This window comes from Bacillota bacterium, from assembly GCA_012837285.1.
Classification (GTDB): domain Bacteria; phylum Bacillota; class DTU030; order DUMP01; family DUMP01; genus DUNI01.
This window is the reverse complement of sequence record DURJ01000054.1, coordinates 1-17,581: the sequence shown is the minus strand read 5'-3', so window position 1 is coordinate 17,581 and position 17,581 is coordinate 1. Positions and strand designations below refer to the sequence as shown.

Annotated in this window: 13 protein-coding genes, 1 other RNA gene and 1 other annotated feature; all 14 genes read right to left on the bottom strand. The window is 50.8% G+C overall.

Going from position 1 to position 17,581, the window contains the following annotated elements:
• Positions 1-3: 3 nt before the first annotated feature.
• A complete protein-coding gene (locus GX016_03245; protein ID HHT70581.1) occupies positions 4-723 on the bottom strand; it encodes a tRNA threonylcarbamoyladenosine dehydratase in 720 nt (239 codons plus the stop codon).
• A 17-nt stretch (positions 724-740) separates the two neighbouring features.
• Positions 741-921, bottom strand: a non-coding RNA gene (gene ssrS / locus GX016_03240) — 6S RNA.
• Positions 922-977: 56 nt separating this feature from the next.
• The gene (gene aspS / locus GX016_03235; protein HHT70580.1) at positions 978-2,789 is read right to left on the bottom strand and encodes an aspartate--tRNA ligase; all 1,812 of its coding nucleotides are present in this window, start codon (positions 2,787-2,789) and stop codon (positions 978-980) included.
• A 2-nt stretch (positions 2,790-2,791) separates the two neighbouring features.
• Positions 2,792-4,051 carry a histidine--tRNA ligase gene (locus tag GX016_03230; GenBank protein HHT70579.1) on the bottom strand — a complete coding sequence of 420 codons (1,260 nt, stop codon included), beginning with the start codon at positions 4,049-4,051 and terminating at the stop codon, positions 2,792-2,794.
• Between the two features lie 55 nt (positions 4,052-4,106).
• Positions 4,107-4,315: a binding site (T-box leader), on the bottom strand.
• An 81-nt stretch (positions 4,316-4,396) separates the two neighbouring features.
• The gene (locus GX016_03225; GenBank protein ID HHT70578.1) at positions 4,397-5,515 is read right to left on the bottom strand and encodes an alanine racemase; all 1,119 of its coding nucleotides are present in this window, start codon (positions 5,513-5,515) and stop codon (positions 4,397-4,399) included.
• A 156-nt stretch (positions 5,516-5,671) separates the two neighbouring features.
• Positions 5,672-7,024: a sodium:alanine symporter family protein gene (locus GX016_03220; GenBank protein HHT70577.1), complete on the bottom strand. Its 1,353-nt coding sequence runs from the start codon at positions 7,022-7,024 to the stop codon at positions 5,672-5,674.
• A 165-nt stretch (positions 7,025-7,189) separates the two neighbouring features.
• Positions 7,190-8,308 (bottom strand): alanine dehydrogenase, encoded by a 1,119-nt coding sequence (gene ald / locus GX016_03215; GenBank protein HHT70576.1) that lies wholly within the window; start codon positions 8,306-8,308, stop codon positions 7,190-7,192.
• Between the two features lie 117 nt (positions 8,309-8,425).
• Entirely contained in the window at positions 8,426-9,055 is a 630-nt protein-coding gene (locus tag GX016_03210; protein ID HHT70575.1) for an MBL fold metallo-hydrolase, read from the bottom strand.
• 7 nt (positions 9,056-9,062) lie between these two features.
• Positions 9,063-9,512 carry a D-tyrosyl-tRNA(Tyr) deacylase gene (locus tag GX016_03205; protein ID HHT70574.1) on the bottom strand — a complete coding sequence of 150 codons (450 nt, stop codon included), beginning with the start codon at positions 9,510-9,512 and terminating at the stop codon, positions 9,063-9,065.
• A 14-nt stretch (positions 9,513-9,526) separates the two neighbouring features.
• The gene (locus GX016_03200; GenBank protein HHT70573.1) at positions 9,527-11,686 is read right to left on the bottom strand and encodes a bifunctional (p)ppGpp synthetase/guanosine-3',5'-bis(diphosphate) 3'-pyrophosphohydrolase; all 2,160 of its coding nucleotides are present in this window, start codon (positions 11,684-11,686) and stop codon (positions 9,527-9,529) included.
• A gap of 40 nt (positions 11,687-11,726) precedes the next feature.
• Entirely contained in the window at positions 11,727-14,060 is a 2,334-nt protein-coding gene (recJ, locus tag GX016_03195; protein HHT70572.1) for a single-stranded-DNA-specific exonuclease RecJ, read from the bottom strand.
• A complete protein-coding gene (locus GX016_03190; GenBank protein HHT70571.1) occupies positions 14,057-14,377 on the bottom strand; it encodes a DUF1049 domain-containing protein in 321 nt (106 codons plus the stop codon). The genes recJ and GX016_03190 overlap by 4 nt, the downstream gene beginning before the upstream one ends.
• 63 nt (positions 14,378-14,440) lie before the next feature.
• Positions 14,441-16,126 (bottom strand): VWA domain-containing protein, encoded by a 1,686-nt coding sequence (locus GX016_03185; protein ID HHT70570.1) that lies wholly within the window; start codon positions 16,124-16,126, stop codon positions 14,441-14,443.
• Positions 16,110-17,513 carry a magnesium chelatase gene (locus GX016_03180; protein HHT70569.1) on the bottom strand — a complete coding sequence of 468 codons (1,404 nt, stop codon included), beginning with the start codon at positions 17,511-17,513 and terminating at the stop codon, positions 16,110-16,112. Before GX016_03180 ends, GX016_03185 begins: the two co-directional genes overlap by 17 nt.
• Positions 17,514-17,581 lie beyond the last annotated feature (68 nt).

The window sequence follows — 17,581 nt, the reverse complement described above, 5'->3', positions numbered from 1 at the left end:
ATCCTACCTTTCCGTGCTCAACAAATCACGAATACACTCTCCCGCCATCAGTAAACCGACCACTGAAGGCACAAAGGAAATGCTACCTGGTACGTGCCGTCTGCTTCCTAGCTCCCGTGCTCTGTATGTAGGCTTAAGTGCCGGCTCCGGTGAAAACACCACCTTAACCCCAGAGGTAATGCCAACATCCCTTAGATTGCACCGGACTTTTCGGGCCAACGGGCAGCCTCTGGTCCCGGATATGTCGGCCACCCGAAAATGAGCAGCACTTAAGCGGTTGCCTGCCCCCATGCTAGAGATAATGGGAACACCAAGCTGTCGTGCTCTCATAATGAGATCCACCTTGGCTAAGACATCGTCCATAGCATCAAGGACGTAGCTGTAATCCGACCGCAGCAACGTGGAAGCTGTTTCCAGTGCATAACGCTGCATTTTGATCTCAACTTGCACCGACGGAATAATATTCGCTACCCGTTCTTTCATTGCTAAGACTTTGGGACAACCAATGGTGCTTTGGGTAGCATGAAGTTGACGATTGATATTGCTTCGTTCCACCCGGTCCGGATCGACCAGTACCAGCTTACCAATACCAGCTCGCGCCAGGGCCTCCACTGCAAAAGCTCCCACGCCGCCGATGCCAAATACAGCTACTGTAGCCCGGGACAGCTTGTCTAGTCCTTCCTCGCCAATGAGCAAAACCGTGCGACTAAACTCTTCCTGCAACTTCGCCACTCCTAAAAAAATACCCCACCATGCCGTGGGTCGGCCGTTTTTGAAGCTGCTCTCTCAAGCAGGTGGGTGCCCGCCTGACAGGGTTGTACGTCCCCTAAGGGGCATGTACGTAACTGTCAGAGCCGTAGCTCCCTCTTCAAAGGTGTTGGCTCAAAACTAGCCGACTCACCACGTACACAGCAGGGATCTCTTAGTTAGCTTTATCTTAGCACAACCAAAACTAATTTTCAAGTGAAAGCATTGATCTATCTGGGTTTGATAGACTTTGAAATCCCTGCCTGAGCTGGTAACTTTAGGTTGATTTCTGTCAACTGTTGCGGTTCCACCATTCCTGGTGCTCCAGTAAGAAGACAGGTGCCTGAAGCCGTCTTGGGAAAAGCAATGACATCTCGGATACTCTCTTCCTGGGTGAGGAGCATTACCAAGCGGTCAAAACCAAAAGCTATGCCTCCATGAGGCGGCGTACCATATTCAAATGCCTCTAATAAGAAGCCAAACTTCCGTTTCGCTTCCTCGGCCGAGAAGCCCAAAGCACCAAACAGCTTTTCTTGTACTTCACGCTTGTGAATGCGGATACTGCCGCCACCGATCTCTACTCCGTTTAGGACTAAATCGTAGGCCTTGGCACGCACCTTACCAGGATCGCTTTCCAGATACGGTAAGTCCTCGTCCACCGGGGATGTGAACGGATGATGCACAGCTACGTATCGTTCTTCCTCGTTGTCCCACTCAAGCAGAGGGAAGTCGGTAACCCAGACAAAAACCATCGAGTCTTCATCAATAAGGTTGAGTTTGTGCCCCAGATAGAGGCGCAACTGACCCATGGCCATAGCAGCAACGTGCTCATCGGCTGCAACCAAAAGTAACAAATCGCCTTCCTCGGCCCTAAATAGACTTTGCAGTTGAGCCAGCTCCTCCTCAGTCAAGGCTCTGGCCAAGGGAGACCGCACCTTACCCTGCGGTTTCAAAGCAATCCAGGCTAACCCTTTCGCACCCAGTTGAGTTACCACAGCGGTCAATTCGTCAATTTCTCGACGGCTGAAACCGGCACAGCCGGGAGCTTTCAAGCCTCGGATACAACCTCCTTTGCCTAGCACCTGCCGGAAAACTTGAATGTTTGTACCGGCAAATGCCGTGCTGGCATCCACTAGTGGCAGGCCGAACCTTAAATCCGGTTTATCGCTGCCATAACGTGCCATGGCTTCTTGATAACTGATACGGGGAAAGGGGGCAGTGATACTACGGCCTAATACCTCCCGCATAATGGTAACCATCATTTCTTCCATAAGAGCCTGAATATCACTGGCGGTAATGAATGACATTTCAATATCAATCTGAGTAAATTCAGGTTGCCGATCGGCTCTCAGATCTTCGTCACGAAAACAGCGTGCCAACTGGAAATACCGTTCCAGACCAGCCACCATGAGAAGTTGTTTAAACAATTGCGGCGACTGAGGCAAGGCATAAAACCGCCCTGGATTCAGCCGGCTGGGTACCAGGAAATCCCGGGCGCCTTCCGGCGTACTCAAGGTAAGCATCGGTGTCTCGATCTCCAAAAAACCATGTGCATCGAGAAAATCGCGCACTGCCTTAGCTGCACGGTGGCGAAAAACCATATTACGCTGTAGCTCTGGCCGGCGAAGATCCAAATATCTGTATTTTAGTCGCACCGTCTCATCCACATCGATATTGTCTTCGATGTAAAACGGTGGCGTTCTAGCAGTGTTCAAAATCCAGGCATTTTGGGCCTGTACTTCAATGGACCCGGTCTTGAGACGGGGATTTTCAGTTCCCAGCGGACGCGGGTGAACACTTCCCTTTACAGCTAACACATATTCGCTGCGAATTTCCTCCGCCAGGGAAAAACAGGCCGGAGCTGTATCAGGGCTAAATACAACCTGAACCACACCGGAACGATCTCTGAGATCTACAAAGATAAGACCACCGTGATCCCGCCGGCGCTGAACCCAGCCGTTCAGAATAACTTCCCGTCCTACAAGTTCTGGCAACTGGCTGCACACATGGGTGCGCTGCCAATCTTCTTGTTGCTGTGCCAAAGTTACATGCCCTCCTGCAAGAAAGTTGTCAACTGACTCAATGGTACCTCCTGCTGCTCACCGGTAACCATATGGCGTACAGCCACCGCTCCTCGGGTTCGTTCCACACCGCCCACTAGAACAGTAAATCGTGCTCCGCAGCGATTGGCTGCTTTGAGTTGTGCTCGTAAGCTGGTTTCACGGTAATCCTTGTCGCTGGCAATGCCAGCGCGGCGCAAACGGGTCAAGATAGTAAATGCTTCTTGGTTATCAGCTTTAGATACTGCCACCACGTATGCTACCGGTTGGTTTTGACTCGGTAGGGTTATACCTGTCTCCTCTATGGCTAACAATAAGCGGTCTAACCCCATGGCAAACCCTACGCCCGGAGTTGAAGGTCCGCCACATTCTTCAACCAAGCCGTCGTAGCGACCGCCACCGCAAATAGCGGTCTGTGCTCCTAATCCGGACCACGTTATTTCAAACACTGTCTTAGTGTAGTAGTCCAACCCTCTTACCAATGTTGGGTTGAGAACATGCTTGGCACCTATCCCTTGTAAGCACCCTTGGACAGTCTTAAAGTGCTCGGCACACTCAGGGCACAGATACTCTAACATCCGAGGAGCTTTAGCCGTTACTTCACGGCAACTTTCTTCCTTACAGTCCAAGACTCGCAGCGGATTACGATCCATCCGGTTGAGGCAGGTTGTACATAGGTTGTCCTTGTGTTCGCCAAGATACGATAACAAAGCCTGGCGATAATCCTGCCGGCACTGAGGACAACCAATACTGTTTAGTTCCACTTCTAATTCTGTGAGCCCCAAACGGGAACACAAACCCAAGGCAACTGCAATAACCTCGGCATCGACAGTAGGGTCCTGAGCTCCAATGGCCTCAATCCCAAATTGGGAAAACTGCCGGTAGCGTCCAGCCTGGGGGCGATCATAGCGAAACATCGGACCTAAATAGTACATTTTGACCGGTTGCGGGCCGGCGTTAAGATTGTGTTCTAAGTAAGCACGGACAGTGGAGGCAGTAGCCTCAGGCCGTAGGGTAATGCTTCTTCCCCCACGATCCTTAAACGTATACATTTCCTTCTCCACAATATCCGTTGCTTCCCCGACGCTGCGCTGAAATAGCTCTGTATGTTCAAACAGCGGTGGGCGTATTTCCCCGTAACCATACAGATTGCAGCACTCACGAATAACTTGCTCAACATACTGCCACCGGACTGCTTCTTCCGGCAAAATATCGCGTGTTCCTCGCGGCGCTGTAGTCAGCATTTAATCCCTCCTTTTTCAATATGCAGAAAAATCCCCCCTCCCCGGCCCAAAGCCTGCCAGGGACGGGAGGATTCCCGCGGTACCACCCTGTTTGGGCATAGCGCCCCACTTAAATCATAACGGAATAAACCGGGCGAACTTACTTTGGTTCAGTTTGCCACTCTGGGATGTTCTTCGGCGCGCGACGATGGCCTGCGCTTACAGTCACGGCACAAGCTCCCTGAACATCCGCTTTCGACCTACTGTTCCCATCTACGCTTTAGCCTTATGCTCATGTCGTCCTTTATTCTAGCCCTTTCAGAAGCTGATGTCAATCAGCAGCGACTTGGCCCCGCTCCACATCAGCTAAAGATAGACTCGCGGCACTCGAGCCCCAAGACCACAGAGGATCTCTAAGTCTATGGTTCCGGCCAAGGAACCCAGGTCGGCCGGAGTTATCGTCTCCTTGTCTTGGCTACCGATGAGTACCACTTCATCTCCCAAGCTTACCGCTGGTACATCGGTTACGTCTACTATGCACTGGTCCATACATACACGCCCTACCACCGGGCAACGCTGACCCCTAATTAGAACGTATCCTTTGTTAGACAACGCACGTGGATAGCCGTCGGCATAGCCTACCGGAAACGTCGCCAGTACTTGTTGGGAAGAAGCAGTATAAGTTCGGCCATAGCTGATTGAGGTTCCGGCTAGGACAGTTTTCAGATACACTACGCGGGTCTTGAAGGCCAGGGTTGGATGAAGTGTTATTGGGCGCCCAGTATCCGGGCCGGGCCAGCAACCATACAGAATGCAGCCTGGTCGAACTATATCGAAGTAAGCTCCCGGACAATCTAAGATGCCGGCACTGTTGGCCAAGTGCCGCCAAGCAAACGTATAGCCCCTTTGGCTCAAGTTGTCCAAAGCCGTCTGAAAGCGACTTAGCTGTAAATGGGTGTATTCCTTGTCGGCTTCGTCAGCAGCGGCAAAGTGGCTAAAAACACCGTCTACCTGCAACCTAGGCAGCTTAGCCACCTGGTCCATGAACTCGGCTGCATCATCGGGTCTTACCCCAATTCGACCCATCCCGGTATCAATCTTCAGATGTACTGAAGCAGGTTGTCTCAGCTGTCCGGCCGCTTCCGACAAAGCTTGGGCCAATTCCACTGTACATAAAGCTTGGGTAATGCGGTAACGAACAGCTGCCTCGGCTCCACCGCCAGGGATGCTTGTCCCCAGCACTAGGATCGCTGACTTCAGTCCCGCTTCCCGCAAGGCCACCGCTTCATCTAAAGTGGCCACAGCTAATGAGTCGGCTCCTGCCTCAGTAACCGCCTGCGCCACTTCCTCTGCTCCATGACCGTAGGCATTGGCTTTTACTACTGCCATCACCTTGACTTTAGGTCCCACCAACTCCTTGATAGCTCTGAGATTGGATTGTATCCCCTTTAGATCCACCTCGACCCAAGTTGGACGAAGTGTCATGAATAATACCTCCCACCGCAAATGTTTTCGTGGTATACGTGATATAATTCGCTCTAAGGAGACAAAACTCCTTTACCGTTCCAATCTTGCACTTGGTATTCAAACTGAAAGCTGCCCGCTAGGGCAGCCTTCAGTTTGAATCTTGTCTACTTTACTTTACTTAGAGTTTCTTACTTCAGTAAAATACTCCTTGGTGAGCTTGAATATAATGGGGGAGCAACCGAGCAGACCGATCAAGTTGGGAATAGCCATCAGCCCATTTAGAGTGTCGGCTAGATCCCAGATGGCCTCAAGAGCCCCAACAGCCCCAACGATAAGGAATGGAATGAACAGTATTCTATAACCCAGGCGGATGCTTGGCCCAGCCAAGTATTCTAGACATTTTTCGCCGTAGTATTCCCAGCTGAGCATAGTGGAGTAGGCAAAGAGTACTACACCGACAGTAACCAAGTAAGGGCCAATTCCCGGAAGCGCCTGACCAAAGGCCAAGGCTGTTAAGCCGGCACCGGTTTCACCGGTCTGCCAAACGCCGGTGAGAATGATAGACAGAGCCGTTATTGAGCAAATAACAAGCGTATCGGCAAACACTTCGAATATGCCCCAGAATCCCTGTTCGACCGGATGTTTCACCCTGGCGGCAGCGTGCACGATGGGAGCGCTACCAAGGCCGGCTTCGTTGCTAAATACGCCGCGGGCTACGCCTTTGTTCATGGCCATCATGACAGTAGTTCCGGCAAACCCACCCACAGCTGCTGTCCCGGTAAAGGCGTTATTTACTATAAGTCCCAAAGCAGCTGGCACTTTGCCTATATTCATAATTATTATAACGATACCAGCAAAAAAGTAGAAGATGCACATAAAGGGTACCAGGATTTCAGTAACCTTAACAATGCTTTTTAAACCTCCAATAACCACTGCGCCTACCAGCACAGCCAGAGTAATCCCGGTTGCCAGATGCGGTACATTAAAATACGTATTTAACACTTGAGCAATTGCATTGGACTGGGTCATATTGCCAATGCCGAAAGCTGCTAGGGCCCCAAAGAGAGCGAAAATCGAAGCCAGCCATTTAGCGTTAAGTTCTTTCTCAATATACTTAAACGGTCCGCCGATGACAGTACCATCGGGCAGGACATCACGAGAATGCACAGCCAAGACCGCTTCCGAATACTTGGTGACCATACCAAAGAAAGCCGACACCCACATCCAAAATACAGCCCCCGGTCCGCCACTAGCAATGGCGGTGGCCACCCCAGCAATGTTGCCCACACCGATTGTACCGGCCATGGCCGTGGCCAGAGCCTGGAATGGCGTAACCTCGCCACCTACGCCTTCTCCTTTTTCCCTTAACCGTCCGAGAGTCATTTTAAGGGAATAGCCAAACTTGTTCACCTGTAGCCAATTCTGCCTTATGGTAAGGTAAATACCAGTTCCAACTAGCAGAATAAGCATAGGAGGACCCCAAACAAAAGAGTTCACCTTTGAGTTTAACGCCATTAAAGCTTCCATCACCCATCTCCTTTCTTCTTCAGAAAGTTAGCGATTGTGCCTAGTCCCGTTTCTCACACTTACCGTAACTTTCCATCTATTCTACCTAATGATCACCTCCCTTACTTTTCAGTTAATTACGATTGTGCCGTGGCCCGGATCTGGCTGATCCGGGCTCTTCTGATGTTATTTTAGGAGTTCTTCCGGCGGTGTATATTCTAGTCCCTGTTCGTCAGCTACTGCCTTAAATGTCACCTTCCCGTCGGCCACGTTCAGGCCTTTGGCCAAAACAGGGTCATCCTGCAGTGCTTTTTTCCAGCCCTTGTTAGCCAACTGCAAAGCGTAGGGCAAAGTCGCATTAGCTAGGGCAAATGTAGCTGTACGCGGCACAGCACCAGGAATGTTGGGTACCGAATAATGTACCACTCCATACTTGACAAACGTGGGATCGCTGTGGCTGGTAATCCGATCCATTGTCTGCACAGAGCCACCCTGGTCGATAGCCACGTCCACAATAACCGATCCCGGCTTCATGGTTTTGACCATCTCTTCTGTTACCAGCACCGGAGTACGAGCACCCGGAATCAAAACCGCGCCGATAACAAGATCAGCCTCTTTCACCAGGTTGGCAATATTAAATGCGTTGGACATTAAGGTCTTCACTCGACCTTGGAACAGGTCATCTAGCTGTACCAACCGCTGGGGTACAATATCAACAATGGTGACATCGGCCCCAAGACCGGAGGCTTGACGAGCTGCATTATAACCCACAGTCCCACCGCCGATTACCGCCACCTTGCCCGGAAGAACCCCAGGAACGCCGGAGATAAGAATGCCTTTGCCCCCGTTTTGTTTCTCTAAGTAATGAATGCCAATCTGAATTGACATGCGTCCGGCAATTACGCTCATAGGCACCAGCAGCGGTAAACCCCGATTGGCCAGCTGCACGGTCTCAAAGGCCACGCCCACAACCTTCTTACGTAGCAAAACTTGTGTTAACTCTTTTTCGGGCGCTAGATGAAGATACGCAAATACTATTTGGCCTTCTTTCATTAGATCATATTCACCCGGGAGAGGTTCCTTTACTTTGATTATCATATCGGCAGCACTATAAACATCAGCTGCTCCAGGTACAATCTCTCCTCCAGCCTGGATAAACTCCTCGTCAGTGATCCCGCTGCCCAGTCCGGCCGCTTTTTCTACCACCACACGATGGCCGGCCCCTTTCAGTGCGGCTACTCCAGCCGGTGTCATGCCTACACGGTATTCATTATCTTTGATTTCCTTTGGAATACCAATGATCATACTCTAATCCCCCTTACTTTTTATCTTGGCAATTCAAGGCAAATTCTGCCCGCGGTATTATTAATTCTACAAGAGTTTTCAAACTCCTGCCTACAATGGTCACTTCCTAAAGTAAAGTTAATTATCTTTATTAAAGAAAGTGTTATAGAGTTGTTCGTGACCAATGGTAGTGGCTGGACCGTGTCCAGGATAAACCACAGTATCTTCCGGTAAAGTGAATAGGTTTTCTCTGATGCCGGTGAGAAGATCGATCAAGGAACCACCGGGAAAGTCCGTACGTCCGATGGACTCCTTAAACAGAGCATCGCCGGTGAACGCCAAGCCAGGCGTAACCAACGAAATGCTGCCGGGCGTATGCCCCGGGGTACTAAGCACTCTAAACACGGTTTCACCACAAACAATAGTGTCCCCATCAGTAAGTAACCTATCCGCCGGTGGACTGGTGATCCCGCCCGGGATCCAAGTCGAAAGATTGCCGCGGGCCGACAATAACAGGGGCGCATCGGCAGCATGGATCAATATTTCGGCTCCCGTTTGTTCCTTCATATAACGGTTAGCACCAATATGATCCCCATGGCCGTGAGTATTTATTATGTAACGCAGTCTTAGCTTCTTTTTCTCAGCCACCGCCAGTATTTTTTCTCCCTCCGCTCCAGGATCAATTACTACCGCCTCCCCATCAGCCGAACAACGGACTAGATAACAATTGGTCAAGATAATTCCCACCGATAGGCGTTCTACCTCAATGGCCATCCTATTCTTCCCTCCGACTTTCCAAGGTTAATGTCACTGGCCCGTGGTTATGAATCTCTACCAGCATCTCGGTACGAAACTCACCTGTACCAACCTTCACTCCAGCAGCCCTGGCCGCGTTGACAAAAATCTCGTACAATGGTTCAGCTTCTTCTGGAGGGGCTGCCTTCACAAAGCTAGGTCGACGACCCTTCTGACAATCGCCCAGCAGAGTGAACTGAGAAACAACCAGCAGTTCACCGCCTGTGTCAAGCAAGGAGTGATTCATTTTCCCTGCTTCGTCTTCAAAGATGCGCAGATTGGTTATCTTATCAACCAAGTAAATCGCATCTTTCTCTATATCCCCTACAGCAACCCCCAACAATACCACTAACCCCGGACCTATAGTCCCTACGACTCGCCCTTCAACAGTCACTTGAGCCTTTTTCGCCCGTTGGATTACAGCGCGCACTCTTCGTTCCTCCTTTAAGCAGGCGACACCCGCTCCACACTGAAAACATCTCGAATAGAGCTCAGCCGGTTAATAATGGCTTTTAGCTCTTCCAGATTTCTGATTTCCAGGCGTAAGCTAATAATGGCAATCATATCTCGAGTAGTGCGGGCATTTACGGCACTGATACGGGTTCGCATATCACTGAGTACATTCATGACATCGCTAAGGAGCTCAGGTCTGTCCATTGCAGCTAGTTCCACGTCGGCTGCAAAAGAAGCTGCTTGGTCCTGATCCCAACTAACTTCAATCAACCGCTCCGGATCGCTTAAAAACGCCACGTTAGGACAATTCACCCGATGCACAGACACACCGCGTCCCCTGGTAATATAGCCAATAATAGGGTCCCCGGGAACAGGGTTGCAACAATGGGAGAGCCGAATCAGCAAATTATCGACGCCTTTTACCTTGACTCCACGGCTGACATCAGTAGTTTGTGGACGCGGCTTTAGATCCGGTACTGCCATCTGGGCTTCAATTTCTGGATTCAAGCGCCGATACTCTTCTCGTAAGCGTGTAATTACCTGGTTTACTGACAGGCCACCGTAACCCACGGAAGCAAGCAAATCTTCCGTAGTTGAAAAAGAAAGCCTTTCCAGTACAGCTTCCAGGGGGCCATCAGCCAGTAACTCATGCGGCTCGTAGCCCAACTTACGGATTTCCTTTTCTAGTGTTTCCCGTCCGCGGGCTACACTCTCTTCTTTCCGTTCTTTCTTGAACCACTGTCGGATCTTAGCTTTGGCCTGCGGAGTCCGTACCAATTTAAGCCAGTCTCGACTTGGTCCAGCAGCTAATTTGCTGGTTACAATCTCGACAATATCACCGTTTTGCAGCTTATAATCCAATGGTACCAGGTGCCCGTTTACCTTGGCTCCTATGCACCGATGCCCAATATCGGTATGAATGCGGTAAGCGAAATCAATGGGGCACGATCCAGCCGGTAAGTCAATCACGTCCCCTCGGGGTGTAAACACAAAGACTTCATCGGCAAACAGATCAATTTTCAGTGTTTCCATGAACTCACGCGCATCGCGCAAGTCGTGCTGCCACTCCAATAGCTGCCGCAACCACAGTAGCTTCTTATCAAATTCGTCGCTGTCTTTGCTCCCTTCTTTGTAACGCCAGTGAGCCGCAATGCCATACTCTGCCGTCCTGTGCATCTCCCAAGTGCGAATCTGGATCTCCAGCGGTTCACCTTGCGGGCCGATCACAGTGGTATGCAGTGACTGATACATATTGATTTTAGGCATGGCAATGTAGTCTTTAAAACGTCCCGGCACAGGCTTCCACAAAGTATGGACTACACCCAAAACACCATAACAGTCTTTGATGGTGTCTACAATAACTCGGATAGCCGTCAGATCATAGATTTCTCGAAAGTCTATATTTTGCTGAGCCATCTTTTGATATATACTGTACAAATGCTTCGGCCGGCCCTGGATTTCAGCTTGTATACCAACCTCTTCTAGTTTGGGCTCTAAAATACCGATAACTTGGTTGATATAGGATTCTCGTTCCGGACGTTTCTTGGCAACCTTTTCCACCAGATCATAATACTTTTCCGGCTCCAAATAGCGAAAGGCTGTGTCCTCCAACTCCCATTTGATCCGAAAGATCCCCAGCCGGTGAGCCAAAGGTGCGTATACATCCAGTGTCTCCTGAGCAATCTTTTTCTGCTTTCTAACTGGTAGGTACTTCAAGGTACGGAGATTATGCAAGCGGTCGGCTAACTTGATTAGAATAACGCGGATGTCTTTGGCCATGGCAAAGAACATCTTACGCAGGTTCTCTACTTGCTGTTCTTCCTTTGATTTGTACTCAATTCGGCTGAGTTTTGTCACCCCGTCTACTAACAAGGCGATTTCCTTATTGAATTCCTCTTGGATATCTTGCAGCGTGATTTTAGTATCTTCCACCACGTCATGCAGCAGACTAGCAGCAATGGTAATGGCGTCCAATTCGAGTTCGGTCAGGATATGGGCCACCCCTAGGGGATGCTGAATATAAGGATCACCGGAAATGCGAAATTGGCCAGCATGAGCTATGGCAGCAAAATCATACGCTTTAGCTACCAGTGCCAGATCGGCGCTAGGATTGTAGCTTTTTACTTTCTCACACAGTTCCTCCAGTTTCACGTTCTGTCCCTCTTCCCATAGAACAGTCACTAGACTAAGTCTAACATATCAGGCCATCTTCTGCCATTGTTTGGCACTCTCTCCACAGACGTCCTAACGCTTCGGCTAGTATAGCAGGCGGGGCTTCAGCAAAAAAGGCCAGTAGCTCCATTGCCTGGGCTTTTTCGTGGGCGAGCCTTTTGATGGTCGGTGAAACACTTAGATCAACTCGTTTCTTACCCGTTCCGCGTATCAGGCGAAAGTAGGGTATGCCATTTGGTAGCTGTTCTTCGACCAAACCCAATTCTGCCAAAACTGTTAATGCTAGCTGAATTCTACCTTCTGTCTCTTCCTGTCTGCTGCCAAGTGTCTCGGCCATCTCCGCCTTAGAAATTCCTGTGGATCCGGCCTGTTTAATCAATAAGTATGCCTTAGCGACAAAGTCACGATCCAAGTATCTTTCTCTAATATTGTCTTGAGCTGCAGCTACCTCGTCCGCACGAAAGTGTAAGCAGATTCGTCCCTGCGGCGGGACCTTGCCGAGATGCAGTCGTAGCTCACTTAGCTGGGCCGGCGGTGTACTAAGAATAAGATCGTAATCAGAAATTAGGGCGGCGATTTCTCGGTCGGCAAACGCAGGGCCAGTCTCTCGCCAATCCACCAGCCTGGGAGCAGTCGAATCACTCGGCCGGCAACATATTTCAACCGGATAGCTTTGGGTTCGAATATCTTGAAGACGAAATTCTAAGCCAAGCAACCCCTGCCACTGCGTCACTGCCAGATGTCCAATAACATCCGCCTTGTTCGCGCTTGTCAACTCCTTGGCCCTATCCCCCAACCCAAATCCTACTGCCGGCAGCGCCTCTCCAAATTGATTCAGATCCAGCCGTAGATGGGCACCGTCAGTTCCTATTTGACGGATCCGCTCGGTTCCGACATCCCGAAGCAGAAAAACCGGTTCGGGATTTCCATAACCAAACGGTGCCAGCAATTCCAGCTCCCGGACCACGGAAAAATCAAGCTCTCTCAATGTTATCTCGCTGTCAACCCGGGAATAAGCAACGCAGTCTTTCGGAGTTAAGCGGCTGTTGGCAACTGCTGTGAAAGCCTGACGAAAAGCTGTAAGTTGCTTCTTATCTAGACTGAAGCCAGCGGCTAAACGATGCCCACCAAAAGCTGTTAAGTACGAGCTGCAAGCCTTCAGTCCGTCATACAAAGAAAAGCACGGTATGCTGCGGCCGGATCCCTTACCGATATCATCCGATAACGATATTACCAGAGACGGGCGTTGCCATTTGTCAACTAAGCGGGATGCGACTATACCCAACACCCCTGGGTGCCAACCCTCGCCGGCCACCACTAGAGCCGTTTCCAGCCCAAGATCAGCATCCCGCTCCACCTGATCCATGGCCTGGGCCAGAACTTCGGCTTCGATCTGTTGGCGTTCTCGGTTCTCGTGATCCAGCTGCTGGGCAATTTCGTAGGCTTTCGTTTCATCATCAGTAAGGAAAAGCTCTACTCCGGGAACAGCGCTTCCTAACCGGCCGGCTGCATTCAGTCGGGGCGCTAATCTAAAACTGACAGATCCTGCTTTCAGAGCGGCTAAATCCACTCCAGCTAATTCTGCCAAAGCCTGCAAACCAGGAAAAGCACTGGAGCTCATGGCTTTTAGTCCGTGAGCTACCATAACCCGGTTTTCATCCACCAAAGGCACCACATCAGCCACTGTGCCTAAAGCAGCCAATTCTAACCAGCGCTGATCCACATCTTGATGGAGGGCCCAAGCGAACTTAAAGGCTACCCCTGCCCCAGATAGATCGATAAACAGACCATCATTAGGCACCACTTTCGGGTTAAGAATAGCTACAGCTGGGGGCAAAATCGGAGGCGGAAGATGGTGGTCACAAATAATTACATCCAGCCCTTGCTCCTGAGCCCAATGTAGTTCCGACAGGCTAGAGATACCGCAATCCACCGTAATAATCAAGCTGGCACCCTGTTGGGCCAAATCCATCAGCCCAGCTTGGCTTAAGCCATAACCTTCCGTCAAGCGTTCCGGCAGACGGTAGATAACGTCCAGTCCCAGCTCCTTCAGGGCCAGCACTAAGATGGCCGTACTTACAATGCCGTCCACATCGTAGTCCCCGAAAACCCCTACTCGCTCCCGTCGTTGCTGCGCCAGTCGTATTCGTTCCACGGCAGAAGTCATGCCGCCTAAAGCAAAAGGCGTCTGAAGGTGGGACAGATCTGGAGACAAAAATTGTCGCGCCGCCTGCTCTGTTGTGTAGCCACGTTGCACTAACACAGCCGCCAGCAACTTAGAAATACTCAGCTTTAAACTCAGAGCTTCAACCTGCTCACTTAGAGGCGGTGCCGCTAACTCCCACCGCCTCACTGGCTAGTTTCTCCGTTCTGAACCGGTAGTTCCATTCTCTCTTTTGACTCAGCCGCGCGTTGCAGCCGCTCCAACTCTGACTCCAGGCGTTGAGCTCGCTGGGTCGCTTCTCTTACTGTTCGCCCCTGTCTAACTAGTCTTATGGTTCCCAACAAGAATGCAGCCACCGCCCCTAATGCCGCTGCACCAAGAATAATTAAAACTAAGGATATTTCGAAATGCCAGGCTAAAAAAGTCACGGCCACCGGCTTAGCATTTTGAACGGCGAAAACAGCCACCAGTAAGGCACAGATAAGCGCCAATACCAAGGTCAACATCTAAAAACCCTCCCTTATTGCTCCGGTGAGGGTTTTATTCGTCACTGAACAGAATTATTCCTGCTAATGGGCCCGCCGCCGCTGCAGTTCTTTATGTACCAATTGGGCCAAAACAGACGTGTCCAGTTCTTCCACAACATATAACTGTCCACCGCTCCTTTGGCTTAGTTTTTCCAGAAACGATTGATTGGGATTAAGACCGATGCACGCAAACTCTAACGGTAACGATCGAAAGTGCGTCGCCAGAGTTAAGGCATCTGCACTGGGATCGCCGCCGGCCAGTGCCACTGTGGGGATACCGTCAGTGATCAGCACTACCAAAGGTCTGTAGACTCGGTGCTGACGCACGAACAGAATTGTCTCTTGCAGAGCATGGGCCAAAGGGGTAAGACCAACTGCCTTCAGCGCCAATAACTGGGCTTGGATCTTAACCAAAGAGCTGCTGAAATTAGTTGGAACCAGCACACTTTCACCCTGGAAAGCAATTACCGCCACTCTGTCTCGCGTAGACAGAACCAGATGTTGAGCCAGGAGACGAGCAGCACGCAATCGGTCCCCAGCCATAGAAGCACTACTGTCCACTAATAAAATTATGTTTACAGTCTGGTGCCTTTCCAGTCGACTGTAACGCCAAGTCTCGTGATGGATGCAACCTGGTTGGCTCTGACCTGAAATCCAGCGGCAAGCCGCTTGGGTAGCAGTAGCTGCTAAATTGAGTTGACCCCCCTGGTTATTAAGGGTTACTTTCGATTTCTCCCGTAACCTTTGGCGGCCGACTCCCGGTTTCGTGGTTACCGCCGAACGCAAACAGCTCTTCCCGGCCGGAAGGCGACGCAAGAACCGACGCAGCCTGCTTTCCAACTCCGGTAAGTACAAGTTGACCGCATCAAGCAATGTTTGACCCTTGACTGTTAATGTCCATACGCCTCGTTTCCGGGCGATATGGCCTTTGCTTCGTAAAGTCTCCAGCGTATGATCCAGATCTCCCCAGCGCTGTCGATGTTCATCGTTAGGACGAAAAGGAAATGAGCGCAACAACTGTAGGAGTTCGGCCGGCGGTAAGGTCTCAGTGACCAGACAATGGGTTTCTTCTATGGTACTGTCAGTGGTCTTTCGAGTAATGTCTGAGGAGAGCTTCTCTTCTCGCAAAAATGAATCGCTCTCAGACATATAGGCAGACATATCCAACTCAGATCCTTTATGTCCTCGTAAATCCAAGATGACCCTTTCCACTTTGCGAATTTCCAAACCCTGCCTAATTATTTCTGCCTCTACTGCAGCAACCACCGGCACTAACAGCGGTAGCCGATCGGACTCTAGTTCTGATGCTATGTGGACATGGTTAGCATGAGCCCGCCGTAGTGATTCTTTGCGACCAAAAGTTAAGCTCCCGGTAAGCCGGCCCCCGCCGGTAGCGGTCTGAATATCCATTCGATCTAAAAAGGCAGTGGCAACATCAGGCGTCTCGGTTCTCATCACATCCGTTATTACTCGAGCGACAGCTCGATGGTCAACACAGCCCACTTGATGAAAAACGTCAATGTGATAGACGGTACCATCCACGCCTCGTCCATAAAACACCCGCCCGGCATCAGCCCCAACGATTCGCACCTCTTCCGGTTTGTCTACGGCCACCACATGGACACGGCGGCTAATCACCGTGCTTTCTCCCAAGCGTACACCTTCGGTACTCGCTAATGCCGAAACCAACTGCTGCCCCAATCGTCCTCTTTCATTCGGTTGGATCATTGGTCATTTCTCCCCTGGCGATGGCATCGTCCATATCCAGTTCCCACAATGGTCGCGCAGTCAAGGGAGGAGCCACCAGCGGCATATCCAATGGATTGCTTTGTGCGGAAGGTGATCCTCGCCCGGCAGCAGCCGGGTTATTATTGGCTTTGGTTGCTGCACCTCTTTCACTCCCCTGGTAACGGTCGCGTCGACGCAGCAACCGCCGGCACCAAGCCACAACCCTACTCCACCATCTAAGCGGCTGTTTTGATTGTTCTCTCCTCCCATTAGCCTGGGCTACCTTTTGTGTCTCGGTGGATACAGAAGTCAGGCCACTGCCGGCTGCAACAGCCGGGCTGGCTATTATCCCGCGCGCGCGCTGCAGCTCTTGAAGCACAGCCGCTAATTGTTCCGGATTGAGCCGGTGCCTCAAAGCAGCCGGTGTAACTGTCAGTACATCGTCCCACGTAACCTCATACCCGCCCCGCCAAGCTCGAGCCAACACAGACCCGGTCTTGATAGCTTCCAAAGATCGTAGACTTTCCAAATGATGTTTAAGATAGATTTCTGCTAAAGACTCCAGGATTGCGGCTGGAATCTCTATATCCTCAACCCTTCTTGCTTTCTCGACCAGGATCTGGCCCAATTGGACATCAGCTTCTGTTCTCTGTTCCGCTACTGGACCAAACTCTGGGTTAAGACTTAAAATAGCCAATAAGGACTCGACCTCCCTGGGACGACCCATTTGAATCATGAAATCGAAGCGGTCGCAAAGTTGCCGCCTAATATCGGCTAATGAACCGGGATCTTCATCCGGGTTAGAACTGGCCCACACACTCAACTGCAAAGGAAGTGCCAGCGTGGGTAAACCGTTTTCTTCGATCTGTACCCGCCCGGGCTTGGTCCCCATGGCATCGAGGAGTATGTCCGTAAGCTCCGGAGCGGTATCGGCCAGGCGGTTTACTTCATCCACCAGTACTATACCCCTATGAGCCTGGGGTAGTGTTCCCGGAAGCATGGTAGCCTCAGGTCGATCCGTATTTGTTAACCGGGTTAGATCCAAAGTTCCCACCACTGTTCCTATCTTCGCCGAATGTGATATCTCAAGATATGGAACAGGGATCTGTTCAGACTCCAGAGCATTCACTTGTTCCTTAGTTAACAGACTATGCGTGGGACAATAAGGAGTGTCCGGGTGGCAATTGAACTGGCAGCCCTTTATTCGAACCAATTGGGGTAATATGAAGCGGACAGCTCGCAAAATAGTGGTCTTTCCCGTCCCCCTAAGCCCTTCCACATGCAGATGTATCGGTATGCCAGCGGAAAGGCCGATAACGGCGAGTTCAGCAAAAAAGAACAACTCACGATTTCCCTCATGTCGGACTAAAGAAGTATAGGAACGCACAGCAGGCCATCCTCTCCTTTGCAGCTACCATCTGCTGCTAGTCTGCCCCGAACAGATGGCCTTGATGC